A 17020-nucleotide genomic window follows, 5' to 3' on the forward strand; every position below is an offset into this window, starting at 1 on the left:
GGCCGCGCGCTCCTGCGCGGTGAGGCTGTTGAGCAGCTTCTGCGCGTCGGCGAGCTTGCCCTGGACTTCCTTCTTCTTCTTGCCGAGTTCGGTGCGGGTCGAGGCCAGGTCCTCGAGTTTGTCGCTGGCTTCCTGCCGCTCCTGGGCCAGTTCGCGCTGCTTTTCCTGGATCTTCTTCAGCGCCTCGACCTGCTGACCGCTCAGCTGGTCCAGCGTCGACGCCTTGTCCAGGAAGTCGTCCGGGTCCGCCGACAGGAAGAGCTGGATGGACGGGTCGATGCTGCCGCTGCGGTACTGGGCGCTGGCCATCGTGCCGATGCTGTCGCGCAGCTGGTTGAGCTCGTCCTGCCCCCGGGCGACCTTGTCCTGCAGGATGGAGATCTCCTTCTCCAGCTTGCCCTGCTTCTCCCTGGCCCCGTTGTACGCCTCGGTGGCCTTCTCCGCCTCTTCGTAGAGCTTGTCGACCTTGGACTTGACCTCGTCCTTGCTCGGCTTGGCGCCGGGAGCCGCGTCGGCCGCCTGGGCGCTGAGGACAACGGCTGCGGCCGCCGCGGTGGTCAGCACGGTCACACGTGCGCGGCTCGGCTGCTTGGGTCGACGGTGGGACGCCACGGAGGCGAGCTCCTTCTTCCTTCAGCCGCCTACCGACACGCCGGCGGGCGGGCCCCTCCGCCGCCAACCACCCCTTGTGAGTGATCGCCCGGACGGGGGTTCGAGGCCCGACTCTAATGACTTTCTTGTCGGAACTTCAAATCTTGGCAAGAAAATTCCGGACGCCCGTGGGTCCTCCACATCAGACCCGCGTGCCGCAACTGGCGTGACGCCCCGTCGTGTTGTGCGACATCGCCGAGACCATCACTTCGACCGGGCCTTCACCGGTGGAGGCCGGCACCCCGTGTTCGCCTTGTCGTAGCGGCCCGCACATGGAAGTCCCGCGCCGGACTCCGGAGGTCGCCTAGACCAGCTCCAAAATCAGGACCGTCGCCGACCACCAGCTGCTGCCGGAGCTGCGCGACGGCGCCGCGAACCCGGATCGGATGGCATCCGGGTCCGCGGCCGCCACCGGGCGCTCGCAGCAGCGTTGGACGTGACGTCAGCCAGTGGGTGCCAGGACGGTGGCACGGCCGCCCAGTGCCGCGGAGAAGCTGTCCGTCACCTGCGCCAGCGCCTCGGCGGCACCCGGCGCCACGGTCAGCGTGCCGTCGTCGCCGACGCTGATGTCCTTGTCGACCGTGAACCAGCCCTGGACGATGTGCGAGGCGCCCATGGAGCTCAGGACCGGACGAAGTGCGTAGTCGATGGCCAGGACGTGGGCCGTGCTGCCACCGGTGGCCAGCGGCAGCACGGTCTTGCCGGTCAGCGCGTACTGCGGGAGCAGGTCGAGCAGCGACTTCAACAGACCCGCATAGGCGGCCTTGTAGACAGGGGTGCCGATCACAACACCGTCCGCCCGGTCGAACAGAGCGGCTGCCTCCGCGATCGCCGGATGCCGGATGTCCGCGCCGAGCAAGGCGTCGGCGGGGAGTGAGCGCACGTCCAACGCGACCACGTCATGGCCCTGTTGCCGTAGCCGTTCGTCCAGGTGACGCAGGAGTCGAGCCGTGCGGGAGGTGGCAGAGGGGCTGCCGGAGACGGAAAGGATGGCGGCCATAGGAGGACCTTTCGGATTCAGGTTCACAGCTGCGAAGGCGAGGGTGCGGTGCGGATGGCACACCTCGGAATCTTGTTCTCACCGGCGCCTGCGTGGGACGGAGGCGTCACCAGGCGCTCAGTTCCACGCCGATCAGTGGCACAAGGTTGTTGCGCACGGTCTCGAGAAAGGTGACGATCTCGGCCGCCACCGAGCGGTGTTGCAGGTCGTTCAGGACGTCGTGGTGCGCACCGCGGACCACCGACAGGCGGGCACGGGATTGTGATTTCGCCGTGCGAGCGAGCGCATCGTGGTCCGCGAGCGGGTCGGCGTCGCCGATGAGGAACAGTGCCGGCACGGCGACTTCGCCGTTGTACACCTCCCTGAGCACGGCATCCGGCACGGCGTCGTTGAGCGACCCTCGCCGGACCTCGTCGTCCTGGGTCAGCGTGCCGCGGTGGGTCGGGCAGGAGGTGCGGACCTCGAGTTCGTTCTCCCACGCACCGACGTCGGTTGCGGTGTGGCCCGGGAGCCCCGCGAGGACGACGGCGTCAGGCTGCCAGGCAGCCGGAGCGTCTGCCCGGCCGAGGAACGCCGCCACAGCCGTGGCTCCGGTGTCGGCCGCCACCACTACGACAGGGTGTACGACACCGTCGTCGGCCGCGGTGTCCTCGACGATGTCGGCAAGTCTGGCACCGAACCGGTTCAGTGAACCGGTCAGGTCGTCGGCGTCGATGTCCGGGGTGTCGATGACGCGGACGCGGTAGGCGTCGGAGGCAAGCCGCCTGCCCAACCGTGTGTATGTTCTCCGGGTCTCCCCCCGGCCGGGGACGACCACGATCGTGCCCCGTGTGCGAAGGCCTTCAGGGCCGTGGTGGTCGGTGTACTCGGTCATCTCACTCTCCTGCGGGCCGGAGCTCAGTCGCGGGCTTCCAGCCCAGTGCGGGTGCCACCTCGGTCGCGATGATCTCGAGGGCACGGATCGCAGCATCGTGGTCTGGGACAGCGGGGTTGAACTGGGTGATCAGGTCGGTCACGACGGGCAGGACCTTCTCTTGCCGAAACGCGGCGACGATGTCGTCGGGATGGCCGTAGAACGTGTGGAACCGGCGCAGTGCCTCCTCAAGGTCCAGGCCCTTGGGGAAGGTGCCGCTCTCGGCGAGGCGATGCGCCGCCCGGAGCACGTCGTCGCCGATCTGCAGAAGGGCTGCGCTCTTGTCCTTGGCGGGGAAGACGAACCGTGACAGGCCGATCCGTGGACGTCGCGGATGCCGCCACGCGGCGAGAAACGCCTCTGCCCATGGGCGTTGCACCTCGTCCGTGAGGTCGTCGAATCCGTACGCCGCCCGGTTGAGCAGCAGGTTGGAGCCCGCAGCAGCGGCGTGTTGTGCACCTGCGCCGCTGAAGACGCCCTGCCAGATCCTGTCGGTGTAGTCGGCGGCTTCGGGTTGGATCCGGAATCCAGGCGTACGTACCTCCTCGTTGGCAAGGGCCTGCCGCAGCAGCACGAGGTGCTCGCTGGTCAGTCGGCGTTTGTGGGCGACGTTCTTGCCGAACGCGGCGTATTCGACGTCACTGGAGCCGCTGCCCACACCGACTTCGACTCGACCGCCGCTGAGCGTGTCGACGACGGCGATGTCCTCGGCGAGTCGGACAGGGTCTTCGAGGGGCAGGATCGTGATGGCGGTTCCGAGCCGGATCCGGCTCGTCCGAGCGGCGGCGTGTGCGAGGAAGGGCCACGGCGAGGAGAGGCCGCCACCGCCGAGCGGCACGTGATGCTGGGCGACCCAGCCGACGTCGAAGCCGAGTCGGTCCGCGACGACGAAGAGGTCCTGAGCGTTGCGGTACGTCTGGCGCAAGTCGTCACCTCGGCCCTGGACATGGGTGAGGAAACCGAGCCTGAAGCGCGGCGCCTGGGTGGTCATGAATTGCCTTTCACAGTCGATCGACGTCCAAGTCGTGGCGGGAGCTTCATGCACTGGTGGAGCACCAGCGCGCTGTCCCCCCTCGATCGCGCACGGTTCGGGCCCGGCGGTCGGCGGTGGCCTCGGGACTGCGGTCGCCTGCTCCGGCAGCGTGGCGAGGGCCGCCGGGCCTGCGCAGGCCCGTCGGTGCCTTCACTGTCATCGACGGTCCGCGAAGGTGGGAGCCGACCTGTGCCCGCCCACCGCCGACAGCCCCGTCATCGCCCGGTCCTCAGTCGCTCACGAGTTGGGGCTCGCGGGTGTTGCGGTTCTCCGGGATCGGCAGACCGAGGTTGCCGCGCAGGGTGTCGGCTTCGTACTCGGTGCGGAACAGCCCGCGCTTCTGCAGGATCGGTACGACGCCGTCGACGAAGAGGTTGAGGTCGTCGTCGGTGCGGAAGGCGAGGTTGATGCCGTCGAAGGTGCCGGCGTTGAACCACTGCTCGATGGAGTCGGCGACGGTCCGGGGCGCTCCGACGAACGGCGAGCGGCGGAACTCGCTGATGGATCGGGCGACTTGGCGCAAGGTGAGGTTCTCGGCCCTGGCCCGCTCGATCAGCTTGGCGGCACCCGTCCGGCCGCCGTTCTCGGCGAGATGCGCGACGTCCGGGAAGGGCGCGTCCAGGTCGTGCCCGCTGAAGTCGTAGGCGCCGAAGGAGCGGCCGAGGAGCGCGAGGTTGCGGTCGAAGTCGTTGTCCTCCTCGAAGATCTCTCGCTCACGGCGCCGGGCGTCCTCGTCGGTGCCGGCGACGATCGGGCCGCCGTGGATGAAGATCTTGATGTGCTCGGGATCGCGGCCGTAGGAGGCGGTGCGCCTCTTGATGTCGGCGTAGTAGTCCTGGGCCTGTTGCAGCGGACCGCCCGGCGCGTAGATGCCCTCGGCGACCCGGGCGGCCAGGTCGCGGCCTTCGTCGGAGACACCGGCCTGGAAGATGACGGGCTGGCCCTGGGGCGAACGGGAGATGTTGAGCGGGCCCGCGACGTTGAAGTGCTCGCCCACGTGGTTCAGGGCGTGCAGCTTGGCCGGGTCGAGGAAGACGTTGCGTTCCACGTCGGCGGGAAAGGCGTCGTCCTCGTAGGAGTCCCACAGGCCGCGGGCGACATGCACGAATTCCAGCGCGCGTCCGTAGCGGGTGGCGTAGTCGAGGTGCTCGTCGAGTCCGTAGTTCTTGGAGGTGCCGGTGTCGAAGCTGGTCACGACGTTCCAGCCGGCGCGGCCGCCGCTGATGTGGTCGAGCGAGGCGAATCGGCGGGCGAGGTTGAACGGTGAGTTGTAGGTGGAGCTTGCCGTACCGACCAGGCCGATGTGCCGGGTGTGGGTGGCGACCGCCGAGAGCAGGGTGAGGGGTTCCAGCCGGTTGAGGTAGTGCGCCGGGTAGGTGGCGTTGATGAACTGGCTGTCGACGATGAAGAGGGCGTCGAAGAGCGCGTGCTCGGCCGCCTGTGCCTGGGCGATGTAGTAGTTGATGTCGATGCTGGCGTTCTTGGCGATGCGGGTGTCTTTCCAGAGTCCGTGCTGGCCGGGGCCGCCGACGCCGTACGGGTGCAGCGCGAGGTGGATCTTGCGGGGCATGGCTGTTCCTCTCTGTGGTGCGCTTCAGGCGTGCAGCAGCGCGCGCAGGGCTTTGCGCTCCTCCCGGTCGGCCGGGGCCGTACGGAGGGTCGGCGCGGAGCTGACGAGCAGGCGGGTGTAGAGGTGTTGCGGATGGGTGATGACGTCGCGGGCGGGGCCGACCTCGACGAGTTCGCCCTGGTGGAGCACGGCGATGCGGTCGGCGATCCCGGCGACGGATCCGAGGTCGTGGGAGATGAAGACGAGGGCCACGCCGGTGGCTCGGAGTTCTCTGAGGATCTCCAGGACCTGGACACGGTTGGCGGAGTCCAGGGCGCTGACCGGCTCGTCGAGGATGACCAGTCGGGGCTCGGTGACCAGGGCCCGGGCCACCGCGACGCGCTGCCGCTGTCCGCCGGAGAGCTCCCCGGGCAGCCGGTCGAGAAGTTCGTCGGACAGGCGGACACGAGGGAGGAATGCGCGGGCGCGCTCGGCCGCCTCGTCGCGTGGAACTCCGTGGACGAGCAGGGGTTCGGCCAGGGACTCCCCGATGGTGAGGTCCGGGTCGAGGCTGCGCAGCGGGTCCTGGAAGACGTACTGGACGACGCCGCGGCGACGCAGCCCGCGCCACTGGCGGTTTCCGTAGGCGCTGACGTCGTGGCCGCCAATGACGATCCGGCCTGCCGAGGCGCGGACGAGACCGAGAACGGCGCGTGCGAAGGTGGATTTGCCTGAGCCCGTCTCGCCGATGACACCGACGGTTTCGCCGGGTGCGACGCTCAGCGAGACCCCGTGGAGGGCCTGTCGGCGTCGGCGGCGCAGCCCGTAGTGCACCTCGAGGTCGGTCACCTCGAGTACGGCGCCCGGGGGCCCTTCGGTGCCGGCGGCCGATGGCGCCGGGAGCTGGGCGGTCACGATGCCTCCTGCGGCGTGCGGAACTTCTCCAGGCCGTACTGCTCGTGCTCGGCGATGAGCAGGCGGGTGTATTCGTGCTGCGGGTCGTGGAGCACCGTCCGTGTCGGACCGTGCTCGACTACGCTTCCCTGCCGCATGACGAGCACCTTGTCGCATATCTGGGCGACGACGGCGAGGTCGTGGGAGACGACGACGAGGGCCAGCCCTGTGCGTTCCCGCAGGTCGGCGAGCAGGTCGAGGATCTCGGCCTGGACGGTGACGTCCAGGGCGGTGGTGGCCTCGTCGGCGATGAGGATCTGCGGGTCGGCGGCAATCGCTGCCGCGATCAGGACACGCTGAAGCATGCCTCCCGACAGTTCGTGGGTGTATTGGCTGTAGACGAGTTCCGGCTCCCGCAGCTGCGTTGCCTGCAGCAGTTCGACGGCACGGTGCCGTGCCTGGCGGCGGTTCAACCCCTTCTTGATGCGGATGACCTCGGCGATCTGGGGTCCCACGCGGATGGAGGGGTTGAGGTAGGAGGCCGGGTCCTGGAAGACCGCGCTGATGGTGGCGCCGCGCAGTGCCGTCCATTGCTGGGGTGTGAGGGTCGTGATGTCGGTGCCGCAGATCTCGATCGAGCCGTCCGAGACCTCGAAGTGCGGGGGCAGGATGCCCAGGGCGGCACGGCAGGTGAGGGTTTTGCCGCTGCCGGACTCACCGACGATCCCGACGGATGTGCCGGGCGTGAGGTCGAAGGTCACTCCGTGGACGATCTCGCGGTCGGTGACCCGGTCGCTGATGTGCACATCGCGGACGGCGAGCACGGACGGAGCCGACGGGGTCCTGTCCGTGGCGGTGCTCTTCGTCTTCTCGGACAGCGTCGTCATCGGGCGCCTCCGGTGGTTACAAGGTCGGACTTGCTGCGGCGGTCGGCGTGGGCCTTCCGGTTGTTGATCAGGGCTCGGCCTGCCTCGCCGGAGACATCACGCAGGGTGTCGGCGAGCAGGTTGGCGGCCCAGACGGTGACCATGATCAGGAGTGCGGGGACGAGCGGCGCCCAGGGCTGGTAGCTCAGGTAGCCCAGGTCGGACGCGAGCAGGCCGCCCCAAGTGGGCTTGGGAGGCTGGATGCCGATGCCGAGGAATGTCAGGCTCGAGACGATGATGAAGCCGACGCCGATGGTCTGGGCGAGTGCGACGGCGATCGACGGCAGCACCTTGGCCCAGACGTGGCGGCGCACCACCCAGCCGATAGAGGCCCCGGAGATGAGCGCGGCCTCCACGTACTGCGAGCGGGCGACGGCCAGTGTCGCGGCGCGGGACACCCGGTAGAAGAGGGGTGACACCAGTGCGCCGGTGACGAGCATGGCCTGCGTGAGGCCGTTTCCGAGCAGTGCGATCACGGCGACCGCGAAGAGCAGGAACGGCAGGGCGACCAGCGTGTCTGCCAGGCGGAGGGTGACCCATTCGAAGGCCCGGCCCAGGTAGACCGACAGGATGCCGGGGATCGCGCCTACGACCAGCGCCGTCAACGCCACTTCGAGGGATCCGGCCACGCTCACACGGGAGCCGTCCAGGAGACGGCTCAGCACATCGCGACCGAGGTTGTCCGTGCCCAGCCAGTGGGCGCTCGAGGGGTTCGCGAGGGTGTGGCCGCTGGTGGCCAGCGGATCCTGCGGGGCCAGCAGCGGTCCCAAGAGCGCAAGGAGCGCGATCACGGCGAGGACGCCGAGGGCGATCCGTCCGGAGGTGAGGGAGAGGATGCGGCGCATCATGGTCAGACTCCTCGCTGGGAAGCGGGCGTGACGCGCGCCAGCACCAGGTTGACGATCAGGTTGAACGTGACGACCAGGAGGATCGACACGACGAGGACGCCCTGCACGGCCGGCACGTCGCCCGCCTGGGCGGAGTCGTTGGCGAACCTGCCGAAGCCCTGCAGACCGAAGATCCACTCCGTGACGACGGAGGCACCCACCAGGGCGGGGAATTTCAGACCGAGGGTGGCCAGCGCCGGGCCTAGGCCGTTGCGCAACACATGGACGAAGAAGATCCGCCGGGGGCTCAGTCCTCGCACCACGGCGCCCGTCACATAGTTCTCGCGGTAGGCCGCGACGAGGCTGGTCCGCAACTGGCGGGCGACGTCGGCGACCACGTCGAAGCTCAAGGCCAGCGCCGGGAGGGTGATGTGCGCCAGCCAGGGGCCGGTTCCCTGCTGCGCGGGGACGTATCCCGCGGAAGGGAACAGGTGGAGTCCCACCGCGAAGATCTCGATCAGCACGATGCCGACGACGAAGGCCGGCATCACCGAGATCACCGTCACGAATCCGGTGATCGCGCGGTCGAGCCAGGTGGTGCGCCGCAGGGCCGCCAGCGTGCCGAGGACGAACCCGACGACAACTCCGATGAGAAGTGCGAACGTCGCGACCGACAGGCTCACGCCCAGGCCGAGACCGATCAGCGTGGAGATGTCGGCGCCGTTGGTCCAGCTGGCGCCGAGTTGTCCGTGCAGGACGCCGCTGAACCAGTCCCAGTACTGGGCAAAGAAGGGCTTGTCGAGGCCCCATTGGGCCTCCACCCTGTGGATCGCCTCGCGTGTCGCGTCCTCCCCCAGCTGGATCCGCGCGGGGCTGAGTCCACTCAGCGAGCGCAGCGCGAATGTCACGAACGTCGCGACCAGGAACACCGGCACGAAGATCGCGATCGACCGGACGAGGACAGCCAGGACGCGGCCCAGCGCGTGCCGCACCCCCGGCCGGGCGACCCCGTGGCGGTGGACGTGAGAGGCCTGGACCGTGGTCGTCGTCATGGGGCTGCCTCCTCTCTGTGGTGGGTGGAAGTCACTTGCTGCCGGAGATCGTCACGCCGGTCCAGTCGATGTGGGCCGGGATCTTCGGAAGGCGGGAGATCGCCTTGCTCTTGGCGATGAGGTTGGGCGCGGAGTACGTGAAGACCAGCGCCTTGCTCTGCAGGCCGGCCCGGGTCGCCGCCCGAAGGACGGTGGTGTAGTCCGGCGCCTCCAGCGGTGTCCGGCGGACCTTGGCGACGGCCGCCTCGAAGCCCGCCGGCTCGTAGGGCGAACTCAGGTTCAGCGGCCCGTTGGGGCCGAAGTGGGCGGTGAGGGTCTGGACTGCGGAGTCGCGGCCCGTGGTGGAGTACAGCGAGAACGTGAGGTTCTTGGCGAAGAACGGGGTGGCCCAGTTCTTGTCGATCTTGATGGTGACGGTGATGCCGACCGCGGCCAACTGCGACTGGACGATTTCGGCTTGCGGATCCTCGGCGGGGATCACCAGATCGAGCTTGAGGTCCCCGGCCTTGTAACCCGCCTCGGCAAGAAGTTTCTTCGACTTGCCCGGGTCGTAGGGGTAGTTGTTCTGCGACGCCGGGTCGTAGGCCACGTATCCCTTGGGGAAGGGCTGATCGGTCACCTGGCCGTAGCCGAAGGTCAGCTTGTCGACGAACTCCTGGCGGTTGATCGCATGGCGAACCGCATCGACGACCTTGTTGTTGTCGAAGGGCGCCTTGTTGACGTTCAGGCTGATGTTCGAGGCGTTGAAACCGGGCTGCACGAAGACGTCCAGCCCGGCCTTCTTGGCGGCGGCCGCCTGACTCGGTTCGATGTCGGCGAAGTTGTACACCCCGGTCTGCAGCCCGGACACGACGGTCGACGCATCAGGTGCCGAGGTCAGCTCGACGTTGTCGATGTGGATGTTCTTCGCGTCCCAGTAGTTGGGATTCTTCCTCAGAACGGCCTTCGTACCGGGGATCAGCTGAGTGATGGTGAACGGCCCCGCGCCGACCGGGTTCTGGTCCAGCTTGCCGGGGTCGGCCGCCGCCTTGGGGCTGGCGATCTGCAGGACGCGCTCACCGAGCAGCTGGGGGATCTGGTAGTCGACCTGGGTGAGGTGGACAACCGCGTCCAGTCCGCTGGCGTCGACCGACTTGATGGAGGTCAGGTCACCGAAGAGCGCGGAGTTCTTCTGCTTCTTGGCCCGCTCGATGGCCGCCTTGACCGCCGCGCCGTCGACGGGCAAGCCGTCGCTGAACTTCAGGCCCGGGCGCAGATGGAAGGTGATCTCGTCGCCCTTGCTGTTGTACTCCCAGCTCTTGGCGAGGTCCGGGACCGCCTTGCCGGTCTCGTCGGTGCGTGTCAACGAGGCGTACACCAGGGCCAGTTCACGGAACTGGGCGCCACTTCCCCCGACCACCGGGTCCCAGTGGGTCGGAAAGTAGGAAGAGGCCCACTTCAGCGTGGCGGCGCCGCCTGCTGAGGACGCGGTGCCCCCGCACGCACTGAGAGCGCCGACGAGCACGGTGAGCAGGACTGTGGCGAGGGCTGTGGGTCGCAGGCGGCTCGCATGCGGGGCGGGGTGGCGAGGCATGAGTCGTCCGGGCATGTGGCTACTTCCTTTGATGGCCTCGTCCCCGTCATGAGCGGGCAGGACGGGAACGAGGGACGGCACGGACCCGCGCCGGACGACTGCGCCTGACGGCACGGCAGGCCGACGGTTGCTTCGGTGCACACGTCGGACATGCGGCGTTCAGGGCATGGCGCGTCGGCAGGTTCGCGGGGCGGACCGGGATACGGAAAGACAGGGGTGACGAAGCGCAGAGGTGCGGGCGCGGCGACAGGCCGTGCTCAGTGGAGCAGTGGGCGGCCGGTACTGACGGAAACGGTCAGGCGCCTGGGTGCCAAGGGCGGGCGATCAGCGACAGAGCGCGCTGCTGGTGCGCCGCAGGTCCACGTAGCGGCACACCACACCGGGGTGCGTCGTAAGCATGCTCAACATCTTGGTGCGGGCCGTAAGCGGCTGTCAATGGACACCAATTGGTGTCTCATTCAGTGGAACTGGCCCTGACATCAACTCCGAGCCGTGCCACGACCGCGAATCAGCGCGGGGTGGTGGCCGGGTGGACCGCGGCCTCCCGCGGATGCAGCCACAACGGTCCGTTACCGGTCTCCGCCCGCACCACGTGCTGCGGCGGCCACGGGCCCTGCGTCAGCAGGCGGACCTCCGGGTCGGTCAGACTCCCGTACCGCTCCAGCGCCGCACCGGCGGACAGCGCCACCGGAGCCGACAGCAGCCCCGGGCACAGTTCCTCGACGGCCGCCGCGTACCCCTCCCAGGACCGCCAGCCGGGCACCGTACGGCGCTTGGAAGCGACGCGGAACAGCAGCGTGGGCAACGCATACCGGTAACCGCCCTCGGCGGTCTCCCTGGCTGTGCCGGGGTGCGGCGAGCCACCCAGGCCGGACAATACCTCCGGCACCGGGCGCCGCGCCTCGGCGCGGTCGGCTCGCACCTCTTCCAACACCGCAACGGAGGCCGCGTCGTGCGAGAGCCGCTCCCAGTCCAGGCCCGGCATCCCCCGCACCGCGGACAAAGCCAGCGCAGTGGTGTCCGCCGGCTCACCGAGTACAAATACGGTCTCGCGCAGCCGCCGCAGCACCCGCTCGGCCACGGCATTCCCTTGCAGTTCCGCGGCTTTGGCGACAAGGGAGGACGGCCAGGAACTCTCCGCCACCCGTTGCAACCGGACCGCGTGGGGCGCCCCGGTGTGTCCGCTGATCCCCGCGACGTAGTCCACGTACCAGGCGGTTTCCGCCGCCGGGTCCGGTGGCGGATCGTCGTCGTGATCGAAGAGGATGCCATACACCCGGCGCCAGTGCACTCGCCCGGCAAGTGCCGCCCGCAGCCGACGGAAGACCGGTTCCGATCCCCAGGCCCAGGGGCACAACGGGTCGGTGTACTCGACCACTTCCACCGTGGGCAGCTCCGGCACCTGTGTCATGCAGCACCCTTGTGGGCCGACCGTTCAACCGCCTCCGCGGGCAGCAACGAGGCCAGCGTCACCCCGCCGAGGACGGCCGCCGCATCCGCCTCGACCTGTCGCCACACGCCGGGCAGCCCCATGGCCGGGCCGGGATAGGCGAGTTCGTCGAGCGACTCACCGCGCAGGGTGATCACCTCACCGTCGACGGCCCGCACGACGTCCAGCAGGGTGATGTCCTCGGCGGGCCTGCCGAGCCAGTAGCCGCCCTCGCAGCCACGCTGACTGCGCACCAGACCTGCTCTGCGCAGCTCACCCACCACGGACTTCAGGAACCGGAACGGAATCTGCTGCGAGGAAGCGATGACCTCGCAGGTGAGCGGCCGGGCCGGCGCACGGGCGAGCTCCAGAAGAGCCCGCACGGCGTAGTCCGCCTTCGCGGAGATATGCATGCGCCCATCATGCCCGACGGCTCCTGCGGCGACCGGGCCTGTTTCCCCTACTCCTCTGCATTGCAGGAACGTTGCCGCAGGTGAACGGCAATGGACACCACTTGACATCCTTTTTTGCCCACATCTAGCGTCCCCGTCATGAGCGAGCCCTCGACGACCCCTGGTGAAGGCTTCCACCCCCATCTCCATGAGACCGCGGGGAGTCCGGCGGCCCCGCTGCGGAACCGTCTGCACCACATCCGTGCCGACTCCCTTGACGGCGACACCGCCCAGACGGGTGGCATGCGCAGGTTCGCCGCCGTCAGCGGAAAGACCGTCGGATCCGAGAAACTGTGGATGGGGCAGACACACGTCGCCCCCGCCACCTCCTCCTCCGACCACCATCACGGCGAATCCGAGACCGCCATCTACGTCGTGAGCGGCCACCCCGAGTTCGTCTTCCTGGACGGCTCGGGAGAGGAACCCGAGGAGATTCGACTGCGGACCGGGCCCGGCGACTACATCTTCGTCCCACCGTTCGTACCGCACCGGGAGGAGAACCCGGACCCCTCCGAAGAGGCGGTGGTCGTCATCGCCCGCAGCACCCAGGAAGCGATCGTGGTCAACCTCACCGGGCTGTACGCCCTTCCCGCCGAGGAAGATTGATCAACGCGCCGAGGCGTGCCGGCCGTCGACGGCTGCCCGAACGACCGGTTCGTCAGCCCCCGGCCCTGGTCTTGATGAGCGGGGCATCCCGCGTGAACTCCCGGAACCCGACGCTGTGGTACAGCCCGCGCGCCGCGGGGTGCCCCGGCGCGCCCAGACAGGCGACCGTCGCATGAGTGGCCCCGGCCGCCCGCACCAGTTGCATCCCGTGCAGAAGCATCGCCCTGCCCAGCCCACGACGCCGGTGGCCGGGGTGAGTCCCGACCGGCTCGAACTCGGCGGTCCTGTTCACCTCGTCGAGCCAGATGATCGTCGAGGATGCCATCGTTCCGTCCGGCGCCTCCACCAGGATGTGCAGGTCGCCTCGATACACTGGCGTCCGCCGGACACCCTCGTAGCCCTCGGCCGTGTAGGCCGAAGGAGCCCAGGCATCCAGATGGGCCTGGATCGCGGCCTTCGGCCCTGCCTCGTCGGTGGTGCGGAACCGGAATCCGTCCGGCAGTACCGGCTGTTCCATGTCGGTGAGGGCGCGCTCGTTGAGCTGGGTCCACGAGCCGGCGTCGCCCAGTGCGGCCGGATCCGTCGCATAGCCGTGCGCCGCCCACCGATCCAGGGCGAACTCATCGGCGGCGCTCGGCATCACCGTACGCTCGAGGTTCTTCGCCGTGCCGTCGTACCAGTCGATCACCTCGTCGACCAGTTCCGCGTGGTCGGGATGGATCTGATACGCCAGATAGGCGCCCGTGACGTCCTTCACGGACCCGTCGCTCCGCCGCAACCGGTGGGGAAGACGGGCCCAGCCCCATGCCACCAGATGCCCGCCCGAGAACCACAGGCGACGCCGCCAACTCGCGCCGTCACTGACATGCCCCTTGCCCCAGTTCCAGGCGAGCTCGCCGAACGTCGCGTCGCTGTTCACCAGATCTGGACGGGTGGCGGTGACACATTGCGCCAGCCCCTGCATGAGTTGCACATCCGCGGCGGTCACAAGCTCGACGCTCGTCATGGCCGGCCACGATGTCAGGATTCGGCGATGCCGTCGAACCGTTTTCCCGTCCGCCGATCGCGACAGGCAACGGTGCCGTGCCCGAGGTGGACGGTCGCGGCGCCGAGGCCCATGGAAGGCCGGGCAGCCATGCCCGTCGATCTCCCATGAGTCCCGCGGACACCGCTCTGCCCCACCACAGCAACCGGCGCGACAGGCGCCCGTCTCGCACGCCTCGCCGGATCTGCTCGGGCCGCGTACCGCGTACGCGGCCCGAGCAGATCACCACCTCCCCCGTCCATCCGGCCATCCGGCCATGGAACGCGGGGGCCGCTGGATCAGGCGACCTCGGCGCGCGGTCGAACCACGATCTCGCTGACGTCGACGTCGTTCGGCTGGCCGATGACATAGGCGATGGCGTCGGCGACCGAGGCAGCCGGCAACTGAAGGCTGTCTGCCATCGAGCGGATGTATGCCATGGTCCCGGGGTCGCCGCCCTGGATCAGTTCGGACTCGGTGAAGGACGGGCTGATGTCGGTCACCCGAACGTCGTTGTTCTCCTTGCGCAGACCCTCGGAGATCGCGCGCACGGCGTACTTGGTCGCGCTGTACACGGCCGTGGCGGGCGCGACGTAGTGTCCCAGGGTGGAGGCCATGTTGATGATGTGACCGTGCCCCTGGGACTTCATCAGCGGCAGCGCAGCGGCGATACCGTGCAGAACACCCCTGATATTGACGTCGATCATCTGGTTCCAGTCGTCCAGGCGCGCGGCGTCCAACCGCGACAGCGGCATCACACCGGCATTGTTCACCAGGACGTCGACCCGGCCGTGCCTGCTGTGGGCACCTTCGACGAAGGCCTTCACGCTGTCGGGGTCGGTGACGTCGACGGCGGTGCGGTCCGCCTTGCGGCCGGCCTCCTGCAGTTCCCTGACCAGGGCGTCAAGACGGTCCACCCGGCGAGCGCCGACCACGACGTGGTGTCCCTCTCCGGCCAGACGACGAGCCGTGGCCGCGCCGAGCCCACTGCTCGCTCCGGTGATGAGGACGATCTTCGAGGACATGAGTACTCCAACATGTTTCACGCACGGCCGTGACGCCCTGGGACCGAGAGTCCCTCGAGGAGGACTCGAGTACGCCATGGGCCATGCGGGTGCGCGATGGCTATATGCGAATGACTTTTGCTGATGCCGACGACAGTCGACCACCCGGCGGCGCACCCCAGAGCGCCACCGTCGGACGTAATGTCGTTCTGAGGTTTGCACCTCACATCTCCGCCGTCAAGCCGCTGATTGCCATATGCGTAAAGCATTAGCTCATGTCTCTGCGATGTGGTCTACCATGGATCCCGACACAAGGAGAGTCATGACCGAACAGTCCGCGCCGACGGCACCGGAGAACGCGTCTCCGGCCCCGTTCGCCACAGCCGACCTGCTGCTGGCCTTCGTCAATACGCAGTCTCAGCCCGGGCGCGCACGCGACCTGCTCGACGACCGCACGGCGCTCTCGCAGTGGCTCTCCTCATACTCCATGGACGACGGCGCGATGATCGTCACCGACGCGGACGCCGCCGCGACACGGGAACTCCGCGGCGCCTTGACGACCGTCTTCCGCAGCCACGTCGGCTGCGAACAAGGGGCTGAACTCCTCGGCGAGGCCGAACAGTTGCTCCGGAGCTACGGCCAGCGCTACCCACTGACCCCCGTGATCGAGGCCGACGGCTGCACATTCCGGCCCTCGCACACCGGAATCGTCGGCGCCTTCGAGGCGCTGCTCGCCGCCGCCGTCGACCTTGCGGCCCGGGACGTATGGGCCCGGATGAAGATGTGCAGCTCTTCCTCCTGCTACCGCGGTTTCTACGACCGCACACGCAATTCCTCCGGCCGCTACTGCAGCACCCGGTGCAGCCAGCAGGCGGCTACGCACGCCTATCGCGACCGGCAGAAGAAGAACTGCGCGACGAAACCCACGCCTGCCGCCTGACCGTTCTCGGCTGTACCGGAACACCCTGCGCGCAGCGCCTCAACCCCGCCACGGAGCGGGTACGTTCAAGCCCACGGGGCGCGCATCTGCGCGTGAGTCGGAACGCGGCCACGACGGCGTGGACACGCTCGCCGACACCGCATCAAGGAGCCGCAGACTCAATCACTTGAACGAATGCACGGCGATCTCCGCTCCCCGTCATCGAGTGGACGGTCTCGTCGGCCACGGACGGCCAGATCCCGTCCGGTCGATCTTTGCCGGCGCGGTTCAAGTGTGCGAGCCGGATCGCAGCTTCCTGACCAAGGGCCGGCTTCCGTCACAGGCTGCGCCTCACGCGCGAGAGAGGGGGCCGGGATGGCCCAGACGACACTGACCGAGGTGATGGCCGAACTGGCCGAGCTCGAGGACCCCAAGGCACGCGAAGTGAACGAGAGACACGGTGACGTTCACGGGGTGAACCTCAGCAAGCTGCGCGCGCTCGCGAAGCGGCTCAAGACGCAGCAGGAAATCGCGTGCCGGCTGTGGGAGACGGATGACACCGCGGCGAGACTCCTGGCGATCCTGATCTGCCGCCCGAAGGCGTTCGAGCGTGACGCCTTGGACGTCATGCTGCGCCAGGCACGCTCCCCCAAGGTGCACGACTGGCTCGTGAACTACGCCGTGAAGAAGAGCCCTTACTGCGAAGAACTGCGGCTTGCCTGGTCCGCCGATCAGCATCCCGTCATCGCGAGTGCCGGCTGGGCACTGACCACCGAACGCGTGGCCAAGAAGCCCGAGGGCCTCGACCTCCAGGGACTGCTCGACGTCATCGAGGCGCAGATGAAAGACGCCCCTGACCGCCTGCAGTGGGCGATGAACCACTGCCTGGCCCAGATCGGCATCGAGCGCGCCGAACACCGCGCTCGCGTCACTCGACATCGGCGAGCGCCTGGAAGTGCTCAAGGACTACCCGACGTCCCCCGGCTGCACCTCGCCCTTCGCTCCCACATGGATCACCGAGATGGTCCGCCGTCGGCACGATCGGGCGACTGCCTGATCGGCGGTCACCCGGCGTAACGGGCCGGGGGTTGATCGAGCAGCCGATGCCGCCGGACTGTGGGGGCTGGATCGACGCCGTCCGACGGATTCGGCCGAGTCACTGGCTGCG

The 17020-nt window shown here is 68.4% G+C and carries 16 protein-coding genes and 1 pseudogene; 3 read left to right on the forward strand and 14 right to left on the reverse strand.

The window, feature by feature from the left end; genetic code table 11:
• From ADL25_RS30690 to ADL25_RS30745, 12 genes are all read right to left on the reverse strand, one after another.
• A partial coding sequence (locus ADL25_RS30690) for a coiled-coil domain-containing protein (RefSeq protein ID WP_420711382.1) occupies positions 1-612 on the reverse strand: 612 nt, incomplete at its 3' end.
• A 481-nt stretch (positions 613-1093) separates the two neighbouring features.
• Positions 1094-1651, reverse strand: coding sequence for an NADPH-dependent FMN reductase (gene ssuE / locus ADL25_RS30695; protein ID WP_059131142.1), 558 nt, complete (start codon positions 1649-1651; stop codon positions 1094-1096).
• 106 nt (positions 1652-1757) lie between these two features.
• A complete protein-coding gene (locus ADL25_RS30700) occupies positions 1758-2525 on the reverse strand; it encodes an alpha/beta hydrolase (protein ID WP_059131143.1) in 768 nt (255 codons plus the stop codon).
• A gap of 1 nt (position 2526) precedes the next feature.
• The gene (locus ADL25_RS30705; protein ID WP_059131144.1) at positions 2527-3555 is read right to left on the reverse strand and encodes an LLM class flavin-dependent oxidoreductase; all 1029 of its coding nucleotides are present in this window, start codon (positions 3553-3555) and stop codon (positions 2527-2529) included.
• Positions 3556-3826: 271 nt separating this feature from the next.
• Positions 3827-5167: an NtaA/DmoA family FMN-dependent monooxygenase gene (locus ADL25_RS30710; RefSeq protein WP_059131145.1), complete on the reverse strand. Its 1341-nt coding sequence runs from the start codon at positions 5165-5167 to the stop codon at positions 3827-3829.
• Between the two features lie 24 nt (positions 5168-5191).
• Complete coding sequence (locus ADL25_RS30715; RefSeq protein WP_059131146.1) at positions 5192-6061, reverse strand: ABC transporter ATP-binding protein; 870 nt, start codon at positions 6059-6061, stop codon at positions 5192-5194.
• The gene (locus ADL25_RS30720; protein ID WP_059131147.1) at positions 6058-6927 is read right to left on the reverse strand and encodes an ABC transporter ATP-binding protein; all 870 of its coding nucleotides are present in this window, start codon (positions 6925-6927) and stop codon (positions 6058-6060) included. Before ADL25_RS30720 ends, ADL25_RS30715 begins: the two co-directional genes overlap by 4 nt.
• Positions 6924-7814 carry an ABC transporter permease gene (locus ADL25_RS30725; protein ID WP_059131148.1) on the reverse strand — a complete coding sequence of 297 codons (891 nt, stop codon included), beginning with the start codon at positions 7812-7814 and terminating at the stop codon, positions 6924-6926. Before ADL25_RS30725 ends, ADL25_RS30720 begins: the two co-directional genes overlap by 4 nt.
• Positions 7815-7816: 2 nt before the next feature.
• Positions 7817-8845, reverse strand: a complete 1029-nt coding sequence (locus tag ADL25_RS30730) for an ABC transporter permease (RefSeq protein ID WP_059131149.1) — start codon at positions 8843-8845, stop codon at positions 7817-7819.
• Positions 8846-8876: 31 nt separating this feature from the next.
• A complete protein-coding gene (locus tag ADL25_RS30735) occupies positions 8877-10433 on the reverse strand; it encodes an ABC transporter substrate-binding protein (protein WP_059131150.1) in 1557 nt (518 codons plus the stop codon).
• Between the two features lie 493 nt (positions 10434-10926).
• Positions 10927-11829, reverse strand: coding sequence for a DsbA family oxidoreductase (locus ADL25_RS30740; RefSeq protein ID WP_059131151.1), 903 nt, complete (start codon positions 11827-11829; stop codon positions 10927-10929).
• A complete protein-coding gene (locus ADL25_RS30745; protein ID WP_059131152.1) occupies positions 11826-12260 on the reverse strand; it encodes an RrF2 family transcriptional regulator in 435 nt (144 codons plus the stop codon). The genes ADL25_RS30740 and ADL25_RS30745 overlap by 4 nt, the downstream gene beginning before the upstream one ends.
• Before the next feature lie 138 nt (positions 12261-12398).
• Between ADL25_RS30745 and ADL25_RS30750 the strand changes: the two genes are divergently transcribed.
• On the forward strand, positions 12399-12905 hold the full coding sequence (locus tag ADL25_RS30750) for a cupin domain-containing protein (protein WP_059131153.1): 507 nt from the start codon (positions 12399-12401) through the stop codon (positions 12903-12905).
• A gap of 52 nt (positions 12906-12957) precedes the next feature.
• Here the strand turns inward: ADL25_RS30750 and ADL25_RS30755 are convergent, their stop codons facing one another.
• Together ADL25_RS30755 and ADL25_RS30760 are read right to left on the reverse strand one after the other, a co-directional pair.
• Entirely contained in the window at positions 12958-13911 is a 954-nt protein-coding gene (locus tag ADL25_RS30755; RefSeq protein ID WP_059131154.1) for a GNAT family N-acetyltransferase, read from the reverse strand.
• Between the two features lie 317 nt (positions 13912-14228).
• Entirely contained in the window at positions 14229-14954 is a 726-nt protein-coding gene (locus ADL25_RS30760) for an SDR family oxidoreductase (RefSeq protein ID WP_059131155.1), read from the reverse strand.
• Positions 14955-15255: 301 nt separating this feature from the next.
• On the opposite strand from ADL25_RS30760, the gene ADL25_RS30765 reads away from it, so the two are divergent.
• Both ADL25_RS30765 and ADL25_RS30770 read left to right on the forward strand, forming a co-directional pair.
• Positions 15256-15873, forward strand: a complete 618-nt coding sequence (locus ADL25_RS30765) for a CGNR zinc finger domain-containing protein (protein ID WP_059131156.1) — start codon at positions 15256-15258, stop codon at positions 15871-15873.
• Between the two features lie 354 nt (positions 15874-16227).
• A pseudogene (locus ADL25_RS30770) lies at positions 16228-16909 on the forward strand (DNA alkylation repair protein).
• The last annotated feature ends 111 nt before the right edge of the window (positions 16910-17020 follow it).

The sequence above is a fragment of the Streptomyces sp. NRRL F-5122 genome (assembly GCF_001507435.1).
GTDB lineage: Bacteria > Actinomycetota > Actinomycetes > Streptomycetales > Streptomycetaceae > Streptomyces > Streptomyces lannensis.